The 17,622-nt window shown below is 71.6% G+C and carries 17 protein-coding genes; 7 read left to right on the forward strand and 10 right to left on the reverse strand.

The annotated features are described in order from the left end of the window. Nucleotides 1-38: 38 nt before the first annotated feature. From lpdA to ACIRB1_RS09255, 3 genes are all read right to left on the reverse strand, one after another. Nucleotides 39-1,427 carry a dihydrolipoyl dehydrogenase gene (gene lpdA, locus ACIRB1_RS09245; protein ID WP_352186019.1) on the reverse strand — a complete coding sequence of 463 codons (1,389 nt, stop codon included), beginning with the start codon at nt 1,425-1,427 and terminating at the stop codon, nt 39-41. Nucleotides 1,428-1,714: 287 nt separating this feature from the next. Then, on the reverse strand, nt 1,715-3,238 hold the full coding sequence (locus tag ACIRB1_RS09250) for a leucyl aminopeptidase (protein ID WP_403465130.1): 1,524 nt from the start codon (nt 3,236-3,238) through the stop codon (nt 1,715-1,717). Between the two features lie 360 nt (nt 3,239-3,598). Continuing rightward, complete coding sequence (locus ACIRB1_RS09255; RefSeq protein WP_403465131.1) at nt 3,599-4,375, reverse strand: adenosylcobinamide-GDP ribazoletransferase; 777 nt, start codon at nt 4,373-4,375, stop codon at nt 3,599-3,601. A gap of 60 nt (nt 4,376-4,435) precedes the next feature. Between ACIRB1_RS09255 and ACIRB1_RS09260 the strand changes: the two genes are divergently transcribed. Continuing rightward, nucleotides 4,436-5,203: a hypothetical protein gene (locus tag ACIRB1_RS09260; protein ID WP_352186022.1), complete on the forward strand. Its 768-nt coding sequence runs from the start codon at nt 4,436-4,438 to the stop codon at nt 5,201-5,203. 11 nt (nt 5,204-5,214) lie between these two features. Here ACIRB1_RS09260 and ACIRB1_RS09265 read toward each other — a convergent pair whose 3' ends face one another. The 3 genes from ACIRB1_RS09265 to cobT all read right to left on the reverse strand — a co-directional run bounded on the left by ACIRB1_RS09265 (nt 5,215) and on the right by cobT (nt 9,275). Then, nucleotides 5,215-5,877: a hypothetical protein gene (locus tag ACIRB1_RS09265; RefSeq protein ID WP_403465132.1), complete on the reverse strand. Its 663-nt coding sequence runs from the start codon at nt 5,875-5,877 to the stop codon at nt 5,215-5,217. Beyond that, entirely contained in the window at nt 5,874-7,640 is a 1,767-nt protein-coding gene (locus tag ACIRB1_RS09270; protein WP_403465133.1) for a phosphatidylglycerol lysyltransferase domain-containing protein, read from the reverse strand. Before ACIRB1_RS09270 ends, ACIRB1_RS09265 begins: the two co-directional genes overlap by 4 nt. Nucleotides 7,641-8,063: 423 nt before the next feature. After that, nucleotides 8,064-9,275 (reverse strand): nicotinate-nucleotide--dimethylbenzimidazole phosphoribosyltransferase, encoded by a 1,212-nt coding sequence (cobT, locus tag ACIRB1_RS09275; RefSeq protein ID WP_403465134.1) that lies wholly within the window; start codon nt 9,273-9,275, stop codon nt 8,064-8,066. 138 nt (nt 9,276-9,413) lie between these two features. Between cobT and ACIRB1_RS09280 the strand changes: the two genes are divergently transcribed. Then, on the forward strand, nt 9,414-9,959 hold the full coding sequence (locus ACIRB1_RS09280; protein ID WP_403465135.1) for a methyltransferase domain-containing protein: 546 nt from the start codon (nt 9,414-9,416) through the stop codon (nt 9,957-9,959). Nucleotides 9,960-9,989: 30 nt separating this feature from the next. Here the strand turns inward: ACIRB1_RS09280 and ACIRB1_RS09285 are convergent, their stop codons facing one another. Then, entirely contained in the window at nt 9,990-11,192 is a 1,203-nt protein-coding gene (locus ACIRB1_RS09285) for a bifunctional adenosylcobinamide kinase/adenosylcobinamide-phosphate guanylyltransferase (protein ID WP_403465136.1), read from the reverse strand. 204 nt (nt 11,193-11,396) lie between these two features. Between ACIRB1_RS09285 and ACIRB1_RS09290 the strand changes: the two genes are divergently transcribed. Continuing rightward, nucleotides 11,397-11,609: a hypothetical protein gene (locus tag ACIRB1_RS09290; protein ID WP_352186028.1), complete on the forward strand. Its 213-nt coding sequence runs from the start codon at nt 11,397-11,399 to the stop codon at nt 11,607-11,609. Nucleotides 11,610-11,689: 80 nt separating this feature from the next. On the opposite strand, the gene ACIRB1_RS09295 is transcribed toward ACIRB1_RS09290, so the two are convergent. The 3 genes from ACIRB1_RS09295 to ACIRB1_RS09305 all read right to left on the reverse strand — a co-directional run bounded on the left by ACIRB1_RS09295 (nt 11,690) and on the right by ACIRB1_RS09305 (nt 14,211). Further along, complete coding sequence (locus tag ACIRB1_RS09295; protein WP_403465137.1) at nt 11,690-12,793, reverse strand: S1C family serine protease; 1,104 nt, start codon at nt 12,791-12,793, stop codon at nt 11,690-11,692. Between the two features lie 78 nt (nt 12,794-12,871). Then, nucleotides 12,872-13,573, reverse strand: a complete 702-nt coding sequence (locus ACIRB1_RS09300) for a class I SAM-dependent methyltransferase (protein ID WP_403465138.1) — start codon at nt 13,571-13,573, stop codon at nt 12,872-12,874. 83 nt (nt 13,574-13,656) lie between these two features. Continuing rightward, a complete protein-coding gene (locus ACIRB1_RS09305; RefSeq protein ID WP_352186040.1) occupies nt 13,657-14,211 on the reverse strand; it encodes a DUF3043 domain-containing protein in 555 nt (184 codons plus the stop codon). 325 nt (nt 14,212-14,536) lie between these two features. Between ACIRB1_RS09305 and ACIRB1_RS09310 the strand changes: the two genes are divergently transcribed. The 4 genes from ACIRB1_RS09310 to ACIRB1_RS09325 all read left to right on the forward strand — a co-directional run bounded on the left by ACIRB1_RS09310 (nt 14,537) and on the right by ACIRB1_RS09325 (nt 17,615). After that, nucleotides 14,537-15,331: a PspA/IM30 family protein gene (locus ACIRB1_RS09310; RefSeq protein WP_266767872.1), complete on the forward strand. Its 795-nt coding sequence runs from the start codon at nt 14,537-14,539 to the stop codon at nt 15,329-15,331. Between the two features lie 22 nt (nt 15,332-15,353). Further along, a complete protein-coding gene (locus ACIRB1_RS09315) occupies nt 15,354-15,632 on the forward strand; it encodes a hypothetical protein (protein ID WP_352186031.1) in 279 nt (92 codons plus the stop codon). Nucleotides 15,633-15,711: 79 nt separating this feature from the next. Next, nucleotides 15,712-16,932: a sensor histidine kinase gene (locus tag ACIRB1_RS09320; RefSeq protein WP_352186032.1), complete on the forward strand. Its 1,221-nt coding sequence runs from the start codon at nt 15,712-15,714 to the stop codon at nt 16,930-16,932. Further along, complete coding sequence (locus ACIRB1_RS09325) at nt 16,929-17,615, forward strand: response regulator transcription factor (protein ID WP_352186033.1); 687 nt, start codon at nt 16,929-16,931, stop codon at nt 17,613-17,615. The genes ACIRB1_RS09320 and ACIRB1_RS09325 overlap by 4 nt, the downstream gene beginning before the upstream one ends. Nucleotides 17,616-17,622: the final 7 nt, after the last annotated feature.

The raw sequence follows: 17,622 nt of genomic DNA on the forward strand, positions 1-17,622 counted from the left end.
GAATTGCGGAAGTCTGTGTCGTCGTCCGACCGAGGGGGTCAGTCGTGGGAGTGGAGGGGCTTCCCGGCCAGTGCCAGGTGAGCCTCGCCGAGAGCCTCGTTCTGCGTCGGGTGGGCGTGGATCAGCTGGGCGACCTCGGCGGGCAGCGCCTCCCAGTTGTAGATCAGCTGGGCTTCGCCGACCTGCTCGCCCATGCGGTCGCCGACCATGTGGACGCCGACCACGGCACCGTCCTTCACCTGGACGAGCTTGATCTCGCCCGAGGTGCCCAGGATCTTGCTCTTGCCGTTGCCCGCGAGGTTGTACTTCAGAGCGACGACCTTGTCCGCGCCGTAGATCTCCTTGGCCTTGGCCTCGGTGATGCCCACGGAGGCGACCTCGGGGTGGCAGTACGTCACCCGGGGGACACCGTCGTAGTCGATCGGGACGGCCTTGAGGCCGGCCAGACGCTCCGCCACCAGGATGCCCTCGGCGAAGCCGACGTGCGCGAGCTGGAGCGTGGGGACGAGGTCACCGACGGCGGAGATGGTCGGGACGTTCGTCCGCATGTACTCGTCGACCAGGACGTAGCCGCGGTCCATGGCGACGCCCTGCTCCTCGTAGCCGAGACCGGCGGAGACGGGCCCGCGGCCGACGGCGACGAGCAGGACCTCGGCCTCGAACTCCTTGCCGTCGGCGAGGGTGACCTTGACACCGTTCTCGGTGTACTCGGCCTTCGAGAAGAAGGTGCCCAGGTTGAACTTGATGCCGCGCTTGCGGAACGCGCGCTCAAGAAGCTTGGAGGAGTTCTCGTCCTCAAGGGGGGCGAGGTGCTTCAGGCCCTCGATGATCGTCACATCGGCGCCGAAGGACTTCCACGCGGAGGCGAACTCCACGCCGATGACACCGCCGCCGAGGATGATCGCGGACTGCGGCACACGGTCCAGGACGAGGGCGTGGTCCGAGGAGATGATCCGGTTGCCGTCGATCTCCAGGCCCGGCAGCGACTTCGGCACGGAGCCGGTCGCCAGCAGGACGTGGCGGCCCTGGATGCGCTGGCCGTTGACGTCGACGGAGGTGGGGGAGGAGAGCTTGCCCTCACCCTCGATGTAGTGCACCTTGCGGGATGCGATCAGACCCTGGAGTCCCTTGTACAGGCCCGAGATCACGCCGTCCTTGTACTTGTGGACGGCCGGTACGTCGATGCCCTCGAAGGTGGCCTTGACACCGAACTGCTCGCTCTCGCGGGCCTGGTCGGCGATCTCGCCCGCGTGGAGCAGGGCCTTGGTGGGGATGCATCCTCGGTGCAGGCAGGTGCCGCCGACCTTGTCCTTCTCGATCAGGGCGACGTCCAGGCCCAGCTGGGCCCCGCGCAGGGCCGCGGCGTACCCGCCACTACCACCGCCGAGGATCACTAGGTCGAAAACGGTGCTGGCGTCGTTCGCCACGTCACGTCCTCCATGCATGTGCGCCACGCCGGTCAGCGGTGACCGGTCGGCGGCTGGTGTCCGGCCGCTCTTTCTTCGGCCCTGTGGTGGGGGCCCTGTCCTGCCGAGCCCATCTTCGCACTTGTCGAGGCCCGACGAGACGCCGGGCCTGGGTGTGAGACACCACACGCTCAATTGAGAGGAGGGGCTGAGGTCGCCTGCCCAGGGGCGCGGGGAACTGCGCGACCGGCCAGGGACCGGCCGGCAGTCGCCCACGCGCCTCAGGGCATCGAGCTACTGGGCGAACGTCAGCCCAGTTCGCCCGCGGCGGTCAGCTCGGCCAGCCGCACGAGCGTCCGCACCGCGGACCCGGTTCCACCCTTGGGCGTGTAACCGAACGGCCCGCCCTCGTTGAACGCGGGACCGGCGATGTCGAGGTGCGCCCAGGTGATCCCCTCACCCACGAACTCCCGCAGGAACAGACCGGCGACGAGCCCGCCGCCCATCCGCTCGCCCATGTTCGCGATGTCGGCGGTGGGGGAGTCCATCCCCTTGCGCAGGTGCTCGGGCAGCGGCATCGGCCACGACGGCTCACCGACCTCCTCGGCGGCGTCGACGATCGCCGCGCGGAACGCGTCGTCGTTCGCCATCACACCGAAGGTCCGGCTCCCGAGAGCCAGCACCATCGCGCCGGTCAGCGTCGCCACGTCCACGATCGCGTCCGGCTTCTCCGCCGAGGCGGCCCACAGCGCGTCCGCGAGGACGAGGCGGCCCTCGGCGTCCGTGTTGAGCACCTCGACGGTCTTGCCGCTGTACATCCGCAGCACGTCACCGGGACGGGTCGCGGAACCGGACGGCATGTTCTCGGCGAGCGCCAGCCACCCGGTCACATTGACCTCCAGGCCGAGCCGCGCGGCGGCGACGACGGCCGCGAACACCGCGGCCGCACCGCTCATGTCGCACTTCATCGTCTCGTTGTGCCCGGCCGGCTTGAGCGAGATGCCGCCCGAGTCGTAGGTGATGCCCTTGCCGACGAACGCGAGGTGCTTGCTCGCCTTGGCGTTCGTGTACGACAGCTTCACCAGCCGCGGACCGGCCGCGGACCCGGCGCCGACGCCGAGGATGCCGCCGTAGCCGCCCTTCTCGAGGGCCTTCTCGTCGAGCACCTCGACCTTGATGCCGTGTTCCTTGGCCGCGGTCTGCGCGACGGCGGCGAAGGCCTCGGGGTCGAGGTCGTTCGGCGGGGTGTTGATCAGGTCGCGGGCGCGGTTGAGCTCCTCGGTGACCGCGAGCGCACGCTCCACGGCCGCCTTGTACTCCTTGTCGCGCGGCTTCCCGCCGAGCAGGGCGGCCTCGCCGAGGGGGGCCTTGCCGCCCACCTTGGCGTCCTTGGCGCTCCCCTTGTAGGCGTCGAAGGAGTACGCGCCGAGCAGCGCGCCCTCGGCGATCGCGCCGGCGTCGGCGGCGTCGGCGAGGGGGAGCGCGAAGGCGGCCTTCTTGGCGCCGGTGAGCGCGCGGGCGGCGACTCCGGCGGCCCGGCGCAGCGCCTCGGCGCCGTACGGCTCGCCCTCCTCGGGCTCCGCGCCGAGTCCCACCGCGAGCACGAGCGGGGCCTTGAAGCCGGCCGGTGCGGGCAGCTTCGTGATCTCGCCCTCGGCACCGGAGGCGCCCAGGGTCTCCAGGACGCCGGCGAGCCTGCCGTCGTACGCCTTGTCCACGGCGTCGGCGCCCGGTGCGACGACCGGGCCCTTGCCGCCCTTGCCGACACCGATCACGATCGCGTCGGCCCGCAGGCCGGGCGCCGCGGCGGTGCTGAGAGTGAGAGCAGTCACAGTGGTGAATTCTCGCTTCCGATGTGGAGTTGCTGTGGTCGATCGGTGTGGGTCGACCGGGCCCGACAGCCGACCCTATTTCCGACCTGCGGCGGTGGTGGAGACAGGGGGCCGCTGAGCACCCAGGGCGAGCCTACGCGCGTGTGCCTGATGGCTCATTCCCGCGGGGGGCCGCGGAGCGGCGGAGCGGAGGCCCGTCCGCCGGTGAGGGCGTGGCCGCTTCTAGATCCTCACTCCTCACTCCGGATGTCCCGCGTCACACTCGGGAGGTTCACGCGGGCGACCCGCTCATCGGTTCGCGTGATGTCCGCGCGCCCTCCGCGAAGTGGCCGCGGCGGGGATCGCTCGGAGGTCCCGCGCTCAGCCACTCAGCGCAAGCACGACGAACGCGGCCGTGGCCGCGGTCTCCGCGAGCCCCCCGAACACGTCCCCGGTGACCCCTCCGAACCGCCGCCGGCAATGCCGCAGGAGCACCTCGGCGACGACCAGCGCCACGATGACCGCGGGGACGACCCCGTACACCCCAAGTCCCCATCCGCACACGCCACCCACGACCACGACCCCCACCACCAGGGACACCGCGGAGCGCACCGGCACGACCCCCGCGACCGCCGCCCCCAACCCTTCGGGCCGAGCCGCGGGCACCCCCGCCCGGGCGGCAAGGGTGAGCGCCGAGCGGGCCACGACCGCCGAGACGACCGCCCCGACCGCACCCCGCCCCCACGAGTCGCCGTAGAGCTGAGCGAGCGCGGCCGCCTGCCCCAGCACCACGAAGACAAGGGTCAGCACCCCGAACGGCCCGATGTCCGACTGCTTCATGATCCGCAGGGCGTCCTCCGCCGGCTTCCCGCTCCCCAGCCCGTCCGCCGTGTCCGCGAGCCCGTCCAGATGCAGCCCCCGAGTGAGCACGGCGGGCACGGCGACACTCCCGACGGCGGCGAGCAGCGGACTCGCCCCGAGAAACAGCAGCAGCAGCCCGAGGCCGGCGGCACATCCGCCGACTACGACCCCCACCAGCGGCGCCGCGAGCATCCCCGCCCGCGCGGCCCCCCGGTCCCAGCGGGTCACCGTGACCGGCAGAACGGTCAGCGTGCCGAATGCGAAGCGGAGGCCGTCGAGGGGCGGGGTCGTGGACACCGGCGCAGGTTACCCGGCGACCGGGAGGGCACCCGAGCGAGCCGTGGCTAAAGTGCGCATATGGGACATTGGCTGCACCGCAACATCGTCGAGCCGGGCAAACTCCCGCTCCTCCTCGCGCTGACCGCCTTCGTCCTGACCTTCCTCATCACCCGGGTCATCACCCGCATGATCCGCGCCGGCAAGGGCCCCTTCGGCAACATCAAGGCCGGTGACGTGCACATCCACCACGTCGTCCCGGGCGTCGTCCTCAGCGTCCTCGGCGGTTTCGGCGCGGTGGCCAGCAGCCGCTACGGCGTCGGATCGGCGATCTTCGCGATCGTCTTCGGGATCGGCGCGGGCCTGGTGCTCGACGAGTTCGCGCTGATCCTCTACCTCGACGACGTGTACTGGACCGAGGCGGGCCGCAAGAGCGTCGAGGCGGTGGTGCTGACGGCGGCCCTGGTCGGGTTCGTCCTCGCCGGTTTCTCGCCGTTCGGGGTCGACGGCCTCACCGACTCCGAACTCCACGACCGCGCCGGCGTGATCGTGAGCGTCGCGGTGAACTTCCTCTTCTCGCTCATCGCCCTGAGCAAGGGCAAGGCCCGCACGGCGGTCTTCGGCGTCCTGGTCCCGCTGGTCGCCCTCGTGGGCGCGATCCGGCTGGCCCGCCCGGGTTCCTTCTGGGCCAAGCGCTTCTACCGCGACCGGCGCCACCGGGCCCGAGCCCGCTCCACGCTCCGCGCCTATCACCACGACCGCCGCTGGGTGGGCCCGCGCCGCAAGCTCCAGGACTGGATCGGCGGCAAACCCGACCCGGACCCGGTACGGATTCCCGGCCGCCGGTAGCCGCACCCCGCCTACCGCAGGGGCAGCCCTCGGTGCCGTACCGCCGAGATCAGGCACAGCAGCCCCACCGCGATGATCGCCGCCAGGTGTTCCTTGCCCGCGAGGTTGCCCTTGAGCAGCACCTCGATCGCCATCGCCGCGGTCACCGCGAGCGCGGTGACGTACGCGCCGTAGCGCCACGCGATGAAGACGGCGAGGCCGACCACGGCGGCCGAGGGACCCGTGTCCACGACGAGCCGGTCCGAGCTGGGCAGCCCGAACAGGTTGTCGAAGCCGAGCCGGATGCCGAGGCGGGCGTAGAGCGTGCCGGCGAGGGTCGCGACGTAGGCGATGACCAGGGTGCGCCAGCGGCCGAGGGTGATCTCCGCGACGCCGAACACGAAGAGGATCTGCGCCAGCGCGCCCCACACGGGGAGGTCGAGGGCCGGGACGAAGAGGGAGAGCGGGGTACGGAGAAGGGCCAGCCACAGGGGGTCCACCGCCCTGACCGCGCCCGCGTCCTGCACGAACCGGTAGCCCCAGGACTGGTTCTGCACGAATTGCAGCACCGCCGTCAGCAGCACCGCGCCGATCGTCATCGGGATCGCCCGCCAGGGCCGCTTCAGCAGCGGCTCGCGCACGGTGACGTAGAGCAGTCCCCATTCGGCGCGGGCCCAGCGGGCGAGGCGGTTCATCTGTGCGTCTCCAGGTGCTTGCGGTGCAGCCACTTCGGCAGGCCCGGCGCCTCCAGGAAGCCTTCCGCGCGCGCCGCCGCGAGGCCGATGCGCAGCAGGTCCGCGCTCTTCTCGAAGAGCAGGAACCGGGGTTCCCAGATGGGCCGGTACTTGGCGTTGGCGCGGTACAGCGACTCGATCTGCCACCAGCGCGAGAAGAAGCTGAGGAGCGACCTCCACAGCCGCAGCACCGGTCCGGCGCCGATCCGCGCCCCCCGTTCGAAGACCGAGCGGAACATGGCGAAGTTGAGCGAGACCTGGGTGATGCCGATCTCCTGGGCGCGGCGCAGGAGTTCGATCACCATGAACTCCATCAGCCCGTTGTCGGAGTCGCGGTCGCGCCGCATCAGGTCGAGGGAGAGCCCGTGCGGGCCCCACGGCACGAAGGACAGCACCGCCCTCAACTCGCCCTCGCCGTCCGTGCATTCGAGCATCACGCAGCGGCCGTCGTCGGGGTCGCCGAGCCGTCCGAGCGCCATGCTGAACCCGCGTTCGGTGGCCCCGTCGCGCCAGTCGTCGGCGCGCTTGAGCAGGTACGCCATCTCGTCGGCCGGAATGTCCTCGTGGCGCCGGATCCGCACGGTGTACCCGGCCCGCTTCACCCGGTTGTAGGCCTGCCGTACGGTCCGCATGGCGCGTCCCTCAAGGGTGAACTCGGCGACCTCGACGAGGGCTTCGTCCCCCAGTTCGAGGGCGTCGAGGCCGTGCCGCGCGTAGACGGTGCCGGCCTCCTCGCTCGCGCCCATCACGGCCGGGATCCAGCCGTGGACCCGGGCTTCCGCGAGCCACGGCTCGATCGCGCCCGGCCACGCCTCCGGGTCGCCGATCGGGTCGCCCGAGGCCAGCGAGACCCCGCCCACGACCCGGTACGCGACGGCCGCCTTGCCGGTCGGCGACCACACCACGCTCTTCTCCCGGCGCAGCGCGAAGTACCCGAGCGAGTCCCGCTCGCCCTGCCGCTCCAGGAGCACCCGCAGCTGCTTCTCGTCGTCCTCGGTGAGCGGGTCGACGGCGCGCCGGGAGCGGAACGCGGCGTAGAAGACGGCGAGGACCAGGAGGGTGCTGAGGACGTTGATGGTGACGTTGGCCCAGTTCGGGGTCCAGATGCCGGGGAAGCGGTTCTCCGGGGCGGCGATGGAGACCAGCCGGAACGCGCCGTAGCGCCAGCGCTCCACGAACGTCGAACGGGACGCGTCCTGCGCCTGGTTGGTGACCGTCACCAGCAGCCCGGCGAGCAGCGAGGCGGCCAGGGTCCCGACGACCGCGACGACGGCGGCGAGCCGGGGGTTGGACCGGTCGCCCTTCGCGTAGAACTCCCGGCGCCCCACGAGCAGCGAGCCGACGAAGGCCGCGGTGAGCACCAGGGAGATCCAGTTCTGCGGGTACCGGCGGATCTCCGGGAACGACATCGCGAACCCGAACAACGCGAGGAACAGCCCGCTGACCACCAGGTTCAGAATCCACGCGGCCCGTTTGCGGCGCCGCATGGTGATGGCGAGGAAGGCCGTGAACACCCCGGACGCGAAGCCCGCCGTCAGCAGGTACGGCGTGAAGAAGTTCTCCTGGTTGTGCCGTCGCACGTCCTGCCCCAGCGAAACCCACGCCGCGCTGAGGAAGTTGATGAACGCGACGGCCCGCAAATACCAGACGGCGAAGGCCGCGGCCCGCCGTGAGGCCGCTGAGCTATGACGTTCCTGAACGGGCCCGACCCGGACATCTCCCATGAAGGAGGATCATATGGGCGTCGACACGGCGAACAGTCCTTCGCCACCGCGACGCCCTGCCCGGGCATGCCGCGGCCTGTGTCACGGGGGGCAGGGGGGACCCAGGACCCCGGTCCGTCGGAGCCGGGGCCGGTCGCGCTCCGTGGCCCTGTCCGCGCGGAGTCCCCCGGCAGCCTCTCCGGCCCTCTCCGCCCCGCGGGATCTCTTGGCCGCCGCCGCGAGCCGCCCGAGTTGGCCCCGGCTCAGGTCATTCGGGTTTCTTGGGCTCTTCCGAGGTGGGGGCTTCTGCCGTCACGACGGTCTGGTCCGTCGTGATGGTCTCGCCTGCGCCGGCCGTCTCGGCCGGCTCGGCGGCCTTCTCCGCTCTCGCGGGACCTTTTGGCCGCCGCCGTGAGCCGCCCGAGTCGGCCCCCGCCGCTCAGGTCACTCGGGTTTCTTGGGCTCTTCCGAGGTGGGGGCTTCTGCCGTCACGACGGTCTCGTCCGCCGTGACGGTCTCGCCCGCGCCGACCGCCTCGACCTGCTCGCCGGCCTTCTCCGGCTCCCCGGTCTCCACCGTCTCCGGAGCTTCCTCGACCCCCGCCAACTCCTCCGGCCGGAGCGGCAGTTCGGCCGACAGTGCCGCCGCGGCCTGTACCAGGGGCAGGGCGAGCAGCGCGCCCGCGCCCTCGCCGACGGTCACGCCGTGGTCGAGGAGGGGCTCCAGGGCCATGCGGTCGAGGGCCTTCGCCTGGCCCGGTTCGCCGCTGTTCTGGCCGGCGAGCCACCAGTCCGGGGCGCGGAAGGCGACCCGCTGGCCGACCAGGGCGCAGGCGGCGGCCACGACGCCGTCCAGGATGACCGGGAGCTTCCGTACCGCGCTCTGGAGCAGGAACCCGGTCATCGCGGCGAGGTCGGCGCCGCCCACCGTCGCGAGCAGCTGCAACTGGTCGCCCAGCACCGGCCGGGCCCGCCGCAGCGCGTCCCGGATCGCCGCGCACTTGCGCATCCACGCCAGGTCGTCGATCGCGAGTCCGCCCCGCCCGGTGACGACCGACGCGTCGGTCCCGCACAGCGCCGCGATCAGCACGGAGGCCGGGGTCGTACCGCCGACGCTGACATCGCCGAGGACCACCAGATCCGTACCGGAGTCGGCCTCCTCGTTCGCGACGGCGACACCGGCGTTGAACGCGGCCTCCGCCTCCTCGAGCGTCAGCGCGTCCTCGATGTCGATACGCCCGCTGCCCCGCCGTACGCGATGCTCCACGACCGCGTCCGGCAGTGAGTCCGGCTCGCAGTCCAGGGCCATGTCCACGATCCGTACCGGAACGCCGAGCCGCCGGGCGAGCACGGCCGCCGGGCTGCCGCCCTCCAGCACGGACCGCACCAACTCCACCGCGCTGCCCGCGGGCCGGCCCGACACGCCGAGCGAGGCGATCCCGTGGTCACCGGCGAACAGCACCACGCGCGGCCGTTCGACCGGCCGCACCGGCACGGCGCCCTGCGCCGCCGCCAGCCACTCACCCAGGTCGTCGAGTCGGCCCAGCGCCCCGGGCGGCACGATCTGACGTTCCCGCCGCGCCTCGGCGTCACGGCGCACTCCGCCGTCGGGGCGCTCGATCAGATCGGTGAAGTCGTCGAGATTAAGCGAGCTCATTCGCCGAACAGTACCGGCAGCGGTCGAACGCCACGGAGCCAGATCGCCACCACGCGCCCCCGACGTCCTTGCCCCGAAGATCAAGATCCCGTACGTATCGTTTTGTACCGTTTTGCCGTACGTCTCCGGGAGCCGCCCATGAACAGCCTGCGCACCCGCGTCAGCACGCGCGTCAGCACCCTCGACGCGTACCGCCGCCACCGCGCGCTGGCCCGCGCGATCCTGCGGCTCCTCCCCGAACCGGAGAGCTGGCTCGACGTCGGCACGGGCGACGCCCACTTCCCGGAGACGGCGAAGGCCCTCTTCCCGTACACCTCCTTCGACGGCGTCGACCCCACCCCCCGGGTCGTCCGCGCCCGCGCCGCCGAACGCATCGAGGAGGCCTACGCCGGTCACCTCACGGACCCGCACCTCACGACCGTCCTCCGCGCCCGCTACGACGTCGTCACCCTCCTCCGCGACCGCTCGCCCGCCCCCGACCCCGACGCCGAACTCCACGCCGCCCTCACGGTCCTGCGCCCCGGCGGCCTCCTCCTCCTGGAAGGCTCCCCGGACACCCTCCGCCCCCAACTGGAGCCCCACGCCGTCGAGTTCGTCACCGAACCCCGCCGCCTCCCGGACGCCTTCCCGCCCCCGCAACGCCTGATCGCCCGCAGAAACCAGCAGTGTCAGGGCATGCCCTAGCTGTATTGACCCGCAGCGTCAGGGCAGGCCTTAGCCCCGCAACGTCAGCGCCTGCCCCGCCACCACCAGCAACACGTGCTCGCACTCACCGGCGATCGCGGAGTTCAGCCGCCCCAACTCGTCCCGGTACCGGCGCCCTGACGCGGTCGCCGGGACGATCCCCGAGCCCACCTCGTTGGACACGGCGACCAGGGTCCGCCGGGTCGCGCGCACGGCGGCCGTCAACTCCCGTACCCGCTCCCGGAGTCGCTTCTCCCCGCGGTCCCCCCACTCCGTGTCGTCCCACGCCCCCACGGAGTCCATGGCGTCGGTCAGCCACAGCGACAGACAGTCGATGAGCAACGGCGGCCCGTCCTCCGCCAGCAACGGCACCAGGTCGCAGGTCTCCGCCGTACGCCACGACCCCGGCCGCCGGTCCCGGTGCGCGGACACCCGGGAGGCCCACTCGGTGTCCCCGTTGCGCGAGCCGCCGGTGGCGACGTACAGCACATCGGGAAACGCCTCCAGCCGCCGCTCGGCCTCCACCGACTTCCCGGACCGCGCCCCGCCCAGCACCAGCGTCCGCCTCGGCACATCGGGCACGTCCTCGTACACCCCCACGGTCAACGTCGTCCCGTCCGGCACGGCCCGTGCCCCCACCGCCGCCAGCCGCCGCGTCAACTCGGCACCCGGCGGCACATCGTGATCGAGATGGACGGCGACGACATCGGTGGCCGGGCCCATCGCCCCCACCGCCCGCAGCTTGGCGAGCGCGTCCGGCCGCCCCACGACATCGGCGAGCACCATGTCGTACGACTCCACCCGCCCCTCCTCCAGCCCGGCGGGCGCACCCCCCGGCGGCAGATACAGCACCCGCTGCCCGTCGGGCCCCGTGACGGCGTACCCGGTGCCCGGCGCGTCCAGGGCGACCGCCCGCACCCGGTGCCCCGTCAACAGGGCGAGCTCCCGCCCGTCCGGCACCCGTCCCGGCTGCGGCAACCCGGCGGGCACCTCCACCGCCGGACCGTCATGCGGATGCGACAACAGCACCTGCCGCACACCCGCCAGCGAATGCCCCGCCCGAGCAGCGGCGAAGGCCGCCCCCGGAGTCAGGTCGAGCAACAGCGTCCCGTCCACCAGCACAGCAGTGGCCGCCCGAGCATCCACACCGAGCGAAACAGCACAGCCGGCACAAGGACAGTCGGGCCGAGGGAGTCCAGAGGGGGCACCGGTACCGAGCAGAGTAAGTTCCACGCCCCGATTTTCACCGCTCACGAGCGAGGATGCCCATCCTGACCCCCCTTAAGGGGCGCGGGACTGTGACATCCGCGGCTCCGCCGCGGGGCGCGACAAGCCCCCACCGGCCCGCAGGCAAAGAACTTCCGCAACATGATCACGGCAAACCCGGCGGAGCGCATACGCTGCATGTCTGCATGCGCTCAGACACGGGAGGCATACATGGCGGCATGGATCTGGCGGTTCGAGAAGGCCGACGGGACCGAGGTCGAACCCGCGGTACAGCCCGAGGAGTTCACCACTCAGGGCGACGCGGAGTCCTGGCTCGGCGAGGTGTGGAAGGACCTCGTCGCCGGCGGCGCGGACCAGGTGTTCCTGTTCGAGGACGGCACACAGATCTACGGTCCGATGAGCCTGCACGCCGAGGACGCGTAGCCCGTCACAGCCGAGGCGGGGGCGGCCGGAGAGGTTCCGGCCGCCCCCGCCGCGTTCCCGGGGCCGCCGCGCCCTACGCCCTACTGCTCGCCCAGCGTGACGTCGGCCTTCTTCGACGCCCCGTTCCGGGTGTACGTCACCGTCGTCTTCTGCCCCGGCTTGTCGGCGGCGAGTGCCTCCGACAGTGAGGTGATCGTGGTGATGCCCGTGTCACCGAGCTTCGTGATGATGTCCCCGGGCCGGATTCCGGCCTGGTCGGCGGCCCCGCCGCCCTTCACGTCGACCACGGCGACCCCGGCGGCTCGGTAGTCGGCGTCGACGACCGTACGGCCGGTGATGCCGAGGGCCGCCCGCCCCGAGTCGGTGACCTTGCCGTCCTTGACGATCTGGTCGGCGACCGTCTTCACCATCGAGGAGGGGATCGCGAACCCGATACCGGGCGCGGCGCTGCCCCCGAGGTCGGGATCGGTGGCGGCGAGGGTCGGGATGCCGATGACCTGCCCGTTCAGGTTCACCAGCGCGCCCCCGCTGTTGCCGGGGTTGATCGCCGCCGAGGTCTGCACCATGTTGGCGATGGTCGCGCCCGTACCGCCCCCGGAGCTGCCCTCGCTGACGGTCCGTCCGGTCGCCGACACGATGCCCTGCGTCACGCTGGACGACAGTCCGAGCGGCGAGCCCATGGCGAGGACGATCTGCCCCACCTCGACCTTGGAGGAGTCCGCGAAGGCCGCCGCCTTCAGCCCGGCCGGCACCTTGTCCAGCTTGACGACGGCGAGGTCCTGCTCGGGGTAGGAGTAGACGAGCCTGGCGGTGAGCACGTCCTCGCTGTTCGCGGTGGTCACCTTGAAGGTCTTCTCGTTCCCGACGACATGCGCGTTGGTGACGATGTGCCCCTGGCCGTCGTACACGATCCCCGACCCCAGATCACGGCTGGCCTGGATCTGTACGACCGACGGCAGGACCTCCTTGATCACCTTCAGGTAGTCGCTCTGGAGGTCGCCGCCCGTCATCGGCACGGCGGCCTCGGCGGCCTGCGTGGTCGAGCCGTCCTTCTTCGAGGAGGCCGACGAGGACGACCCGGAGTCGGAACATCCGGCGACCAGCGCCACCGAACAGGCGAGACCGGCGAGCAGGGCGACCGGCCGCAGGGCACGGAAGCGGGTGCGGGTACGGGAGGAGTCCATACCGCGAGTGTCTCTTTGGGGTGAATGCCCGGCTCGTGCTGCTGACCCGAACGGGCCCCTAGGGGAGGGGGCGCGCGCTCAGCCCCGCACGCCGCACAGGTGCAACAGTGCGGCCACCGCGCGATACGGATCGGTCCGCCCGGCCCGCTCCTCGGCGGCCAGCAGCGACTCCACGTCCGCCGGGATCTCCACGCCCTCCGGAGCGGTGTCGGTGAAGACCCGCACGCCGTACCAGGCCTGGAGCGGCGCCCCGATCCCCGCGAGCGTGGCGGTCAGGGTGCCGAGCCGGTCGGCCCGCACATCGAGACCGAGCCGGTTGCGGTAGGCGGTCGAGTCGAACGCGCCCAGCGCGCCCGCCCAGTCCCAGGACAGCCCGGGCCGCATGGCCAGCGCGTCGGCGTTCCGCACGAGCAGCGACAGCAGCCCGCCCGGCGCCAGCATCCGGGCGAGCCCCGCCAGCAGCGGATCGGGCTCGGACACATACATGAGTACGCCATGACAGAGCACGACGTCGAAGCTGCCCGGCAGGAAGTGCACGCCGGTGTCCCGGCCGTCGCCCTCGATGATCCGCACCCGCTCCCGGATGCCCTCGGGCTCACCGGACAGCGCCGCACGGGCGGCGGCGACCATCTTCGGTTCCTGCTCGAGCCCGGTCACCTGATGCCCGGCCCGGGCCAGCCGCAGGGCCTGCGTGCCCTGGCCCATCCCGACGTCGAGCACCCGCAACCGCTGACCGACCGGATACCGGCCGGCTATCTGCTCGTCGAGCTGCCGGGCCACCAGCTCCTGTCGTACGACATCCCGCAGCCCGCCCAGCCTGCTCAGCCAGGCGTCCGCCGCGCCCCCGGAGAAGGAATCCGCGCTCAGGGCCGCTCTCCGCGCTTGACCAGCGGCTTCGGCAGCCGGAGTCGACGCATCTGGAGGGAGCGCATCAGGGCGTAGCGCACCGTGCCCTTGGTGTCCTGGCCCGGGAAGCGCTCGGCGAGCAGCTTGCGTAGCTTGAACACGCTCCAGAAGGAGTCGACCACGATCAGCACGATCACCACGAGCCACAGCAGCAGCGCGATGTTCTGAAGCGCGGGGATCTGCACCACGCTGAGCACCAGGATCACCACGGCCAGCGGCAGGAAGAACTCGGCGATGTTGATCCTCGAGTCCACGTAGTCACGCCCGAACTTGCGGATCGGGCCCCGGTCACGGAGGGGCAGGTCCCGTTCGTTGCCCCGGCCGGAGAGCGCCTGGCGCTGCTTCTCCATCGCCAGGCGCCGCTCGTCGCGCTGGCGCTTGGAGGCGTCCTTGCGCGTCATCGAGGTGTTGGCGACGCTGCGGCGCTGAGTCTGGGACTCACTGCGCTTGGGCGTGGGCCGACCCTTCGGGGCCTGAGGGTCTCGGGGCATCTTGGAGTCGGTCAGCGACACCTTGTCGGTGGGCGCTGCCTTCTCTTCCTTGGCGCGGCTACGGAACACAAAACCCAAGGGTAAGGGGTGAATGGGGTTGGACCCCAGCCCCGTGGGGAACGATCCGGCAACACCAGTCGTCTGTAGGGGGACAGAGAAGGACGTCGGGGGCGGGTCCTCCCAGGGGAGCACCTACTCCTTACGCCGGATCGGAACCGCGGTCAGTCGTCCTTGGGGATGAGCGCATCCGTCCCCGAACAGTGCGGTAATGGATGCAGGGCCCGTACTGTGGGTTCTGTTGCAGTCGCTGGAGCTGGAGTCCGTCAGAAGGGGGCGCGCGAAGCCCATGAGCGGTGTCATGAAGCGTATGGGGATGATCTTCCGCGCGAAGGCGAACAAGGCCCTTGACCGGGCCGAGGACCCGCGCGAAACCCTCGATTACTCGTACCAGAAGCAGCTGGAGCTGCTTCAGAAGGTGCGCCGGGGTGTGGCCGACGTCGCCACCTCCCGCAAGCGTCTGGAGCTCCAGCTCAACCAGTTGCAGTCGCAGTCCTCCAAGCTGGAGGACCAGGGCCGCAAGGCGCTCGCCCTCGGCCGCGAGGACCTGGCCCGCGAGGCGCTCTCGCGCCGCGCCGCCCTCCAGCAGCAGGTGACGGACCTGGAGACGCAGCACACCACGCTCCAGGGCGAGGAGGAGAAGCTCACCCTCGCGGCCCAGCGCCTCCAGGCCAAGGTGGACGCCTTCCGGACGAAGAAGGAGACCATCAAGGCCACGTACACGGCGGCCCAGGCGCAGACCCGGATCGGCGAGGCCTTCAGCGGCATCTCCGAGGAGATGGGCGACGTCGGCCTGGCGATCCAGCGGGCCGAGGACAAGACCCAGCAGCTCCAGGCCCGCGCCGGCGCGATCGACGAGCTCCTCGCCTCCGGTGCCCTGGACGACCCGACCGGCATGGCCAAGGACGACATCCAGGCCGAGCTGGAACGCCTGTCCGGTGGTACGGATGTAGAGCTGGAACTCCAGCGCATGAAGGCGGAGCTGGCCGGAGGTTCGTCCGCTTCGCAGCAGGCGATCGAGGGCGGCACCGACAAGGCGCAGCCCCAGCAGCCGCAGGACACCCCGCGTTTCGACAAGCAGTAGGCCCACGCCTGAGGAGGGCGACATGATCGTACGGATCATGGGGGAGGGGCAGGTGAGGCTGGCCGACGGCCACCTCACCGAGCTGAACAAGCTGGACGACGTACTCCTGGCAGAAGTACGCAACGGAGACGGCCCCGCCTTCCGCGAGACCCTCCAGGCACTCCTGTCGAAAGTCCGCGAACTGGGCGAGCCGCTGCCGGACGACTCCCTGGAACCGTCCGAGCTGATCCTCCCGTCCCCGGACGCCACCCTGGAACAGGTCCGGGACCTGCTGAGCGACGACGGCCTGATCCCGGGGTAGCGGGCGCTCCTTCTCCGTCTTTTCGCCGCAGGGGGTCTGGGGGCACAGCCCCCGGGAGGGACGCCGTACCGTTGCCGGAATGAGTGCCGTTGACCGAGCCCGCTGCCAAGCGAAGGCGCACCCATCGGCCCTGGACGTCGCCCTCGCCGCAGCCGTGCTCCTCTGCATGATCGCCGGTTCCTTCGTCGACCCCCGCGGCGACAACGGCGGGAGCTGGGGCATCCGCACCCCCGACCCGCTCAGCCTGATCCTGATGGTGATCGGCGCCGCCGCACTGGTCAAACGCCGCCGCGCCCCGATGCTGGTGCTCGCCGTCACCGCCACCGCGTCCCTCGTCGAGAGCGTCACCAGCGACCCCCGCGCCCCGGTCGCGATGTGCGCCGTGGTCGCCCTGTTCACCGTCGCCGTCACCACCGACCGCTCCACGACCTGGCGCGTCGCCCTGCTCACGATGACCGTGCTGACCGGCGCCGCGATGCTCGGCGGCCCCCTCCCGTGGTACGCGCAGGAGAACCTCGGCATCTTCGCCTGGACCGGCATGGCGGCCGCCGCGGGCGACGCCGTGCGCAGCCGCAAGGAATTCGTGCACGCCATGAGGGAGCGCGCCGAACGGGCCGAACGCACCCGTGAGGAGGAGGCCCGGCGGAGGGTCGCCGAGGAGCGCCTGCGCATCGCCCGGGACCTGCACGACGTGGTCGCGCACCACATCGCCCTGGTCAACGTCCAGGCCGGGGTCGCCGCGCACGTCATGGACAAGCGCCCGGACCAGGCCAAGGAGGCGCTCGCGCACGTACGCGAGGCCAGCCGGTCCGCGCTCAACGAACTCCGGGCCACCGTCGGCCTGTTGCGCCAGTCCGGAGACCCCGAGGCCCCCACCGAACCGGCCCCCGGACTCGACCGCCTCGAAGAACTCGCCGGCACCTTCCGCAACGCGGGCCTGCACGTCGAGGTGGCCCGCGCCGACAACGGCACCGCCCTGCCCGCGGCCGTCGACCTGGCCGCCTACCGCGTCATCCAGGAAGCCCTCACCAACGTCCAGAAACACGCCGGTACGGAGGCGAAGGCCGAGGTCAGCGTGGTCCGGGTGGGCCCGAACCTGGAGGTCACCGTCCTCGACAACGGCTCCGGCGAGGACCACGACCCCGACTCCGGCGGCGGCCACGGCCTGCTCGGCATGCGCGAGCGCGTCACCGCCGTGCGCGGCACCCTCACCACCGGTCCCCGCTACGGAGGCGGCTTCCGCGTCCATGCGATCCTGCCGGTCAAGACCCGCCCACGCGCCTCGGGGGACCCCGTATGACGACGATCCGTGTCCTGCTCGCCGACGACCAGGCCCTGCTGCGCAGCGCCTTCCGCGTGCTCGTCGACTCGGAGCCGGACATGGAGGTCGTGGGAGAGGCCTCGGACGGCGCGCAGGCCGTACGGCTGGCGAAGGAGAAGCGGGCCGACGTCGTGCTGATGGACATCCGGATGCCCGGCACCGACGGCCTCGCCGCGACCCGCATGATCAGCGCGGACCCGTCGCTCGCCCATGTCCGGGTGGTGATACTGACGACCTTCGAGGTCGACGACTACGTGGTGCAGTCCCTGCGCGCGGGCGCGTCCGGCTTCCTGGGCAAGGGCTCCGAGCCGGAGGAACTGCTGAGCGCGATCAGGGTCGCGGCGGCGGGCGAGGCGCTGCTCTCCCCGGTGGCGACCAAGGGTCTGATCGCCCGCTTCCTCGCCCAGGGCGGTGACCTGGACGACGACCGCGACCCGGCCCGCGCCGAACGCCTCGACGCCCTCACCGTCCGCGAACGCGAGGTCCTCGTCCAGGTCGCCGGCGGTCACTCGAACGACGAGATCGCCGAACGCCTGGAGGTCAGCCCGCTGACGGTGAAGACCCACGTCAACCGCGCCATGTCCAAGCTCGGCGCCCGCGACCGGGCCCAACTCGTCGTCATCGCCTACGAGTCGGGGCTGGTCCGGCCGCGGGTGGAGTAGCCCGGTA

The sequence above is a fragment of the Streptomyces sp. NPDC096013 genome (assembly GCF_044763565.1).
Taxonomy (GTDB): Bacteria; Actinomycetota; Actinomycetes; order Streptomycetales; family Streptomycetaceae; genus Streptomyces.

Coding starts and splice junctions, on each gene's coding strand:
- ACIRB1_RS09280 (WP_403465135.1), top strand. CDS start 9,414: ATGAACAGCCTGCGCACCCGCGTCAGCACGCGCGTCAGCACCCTCGAC.
- ACIRB1_RS09320 (WP_352186032.1), top strand. CDS start 15,712: ATGAGTGCCGTTGACCGAGCCCGCTGCCAAGCGAAGGCGCACCCATCG.
- ACIRB1_RS09310 (WP_266767872.1), top strand. CDS start 14,537: ATGAGCGGTGTCATGAAGCGTATGGGGATGATCTTCCGCGCGAAGGCG.
- ACIRB1_RS09315 (WP_352186031.1), top strand. CDS start 15,354: ATGATCGTACGGATCATGGGGGAGGGGCAGGTGAGGCTGGCCGACGGC.
- ACIRB1_RS09290 (WP_352186028.1), top strand. CDS start 11,397: ATGGCGGCATGGATCTGGCGGTTCGAGAAGGCCGACGGGACCGAGGTC.
- ACIRB1_RS09325 (WP_352186033.1), top strand. CDS start 16,929: ATGACGACGATCCGTGTCCTGCTCGCCGACGACCAGGCCCTGCTGCGC.
- ACIRB1_RS09295 (WP_403465137.1), bottom strand. CDS start 12,793: ATGGACTCCTCCCGTACCCGCACCCGCTTCCGTGCCCTGCGGCCGGTC.
- ACIRB1_RS09260 (WP_352186022.1), top strand. CDS start 4,436: ATGGGACATTGGCTGCACCGCAACATCGTCGAGCCGGGCAAACTCCCG.
- cobT (WP_403465134.1), bottom strand. CDS start 9,275: ATGAGCTCGCTTAATCTCGACGACTTCACCGATCTGATCGAGCGCCCC.
- ACIRB1_RS09270 (WP_403465133.1), bottom strand. CDS start 7,640: ATGGGAGATGTCCGGGTCGGGCCCGTTCAGGAACGTCATAGCTCAGCG.
- ACIRB1_RS09265 (WP_403465132.1), bottom strand. CDS start 5,877: ATGAACCGCCTCGCCCGCTGGGCCCGCGCCGAATGGGGACTGCTCTAC.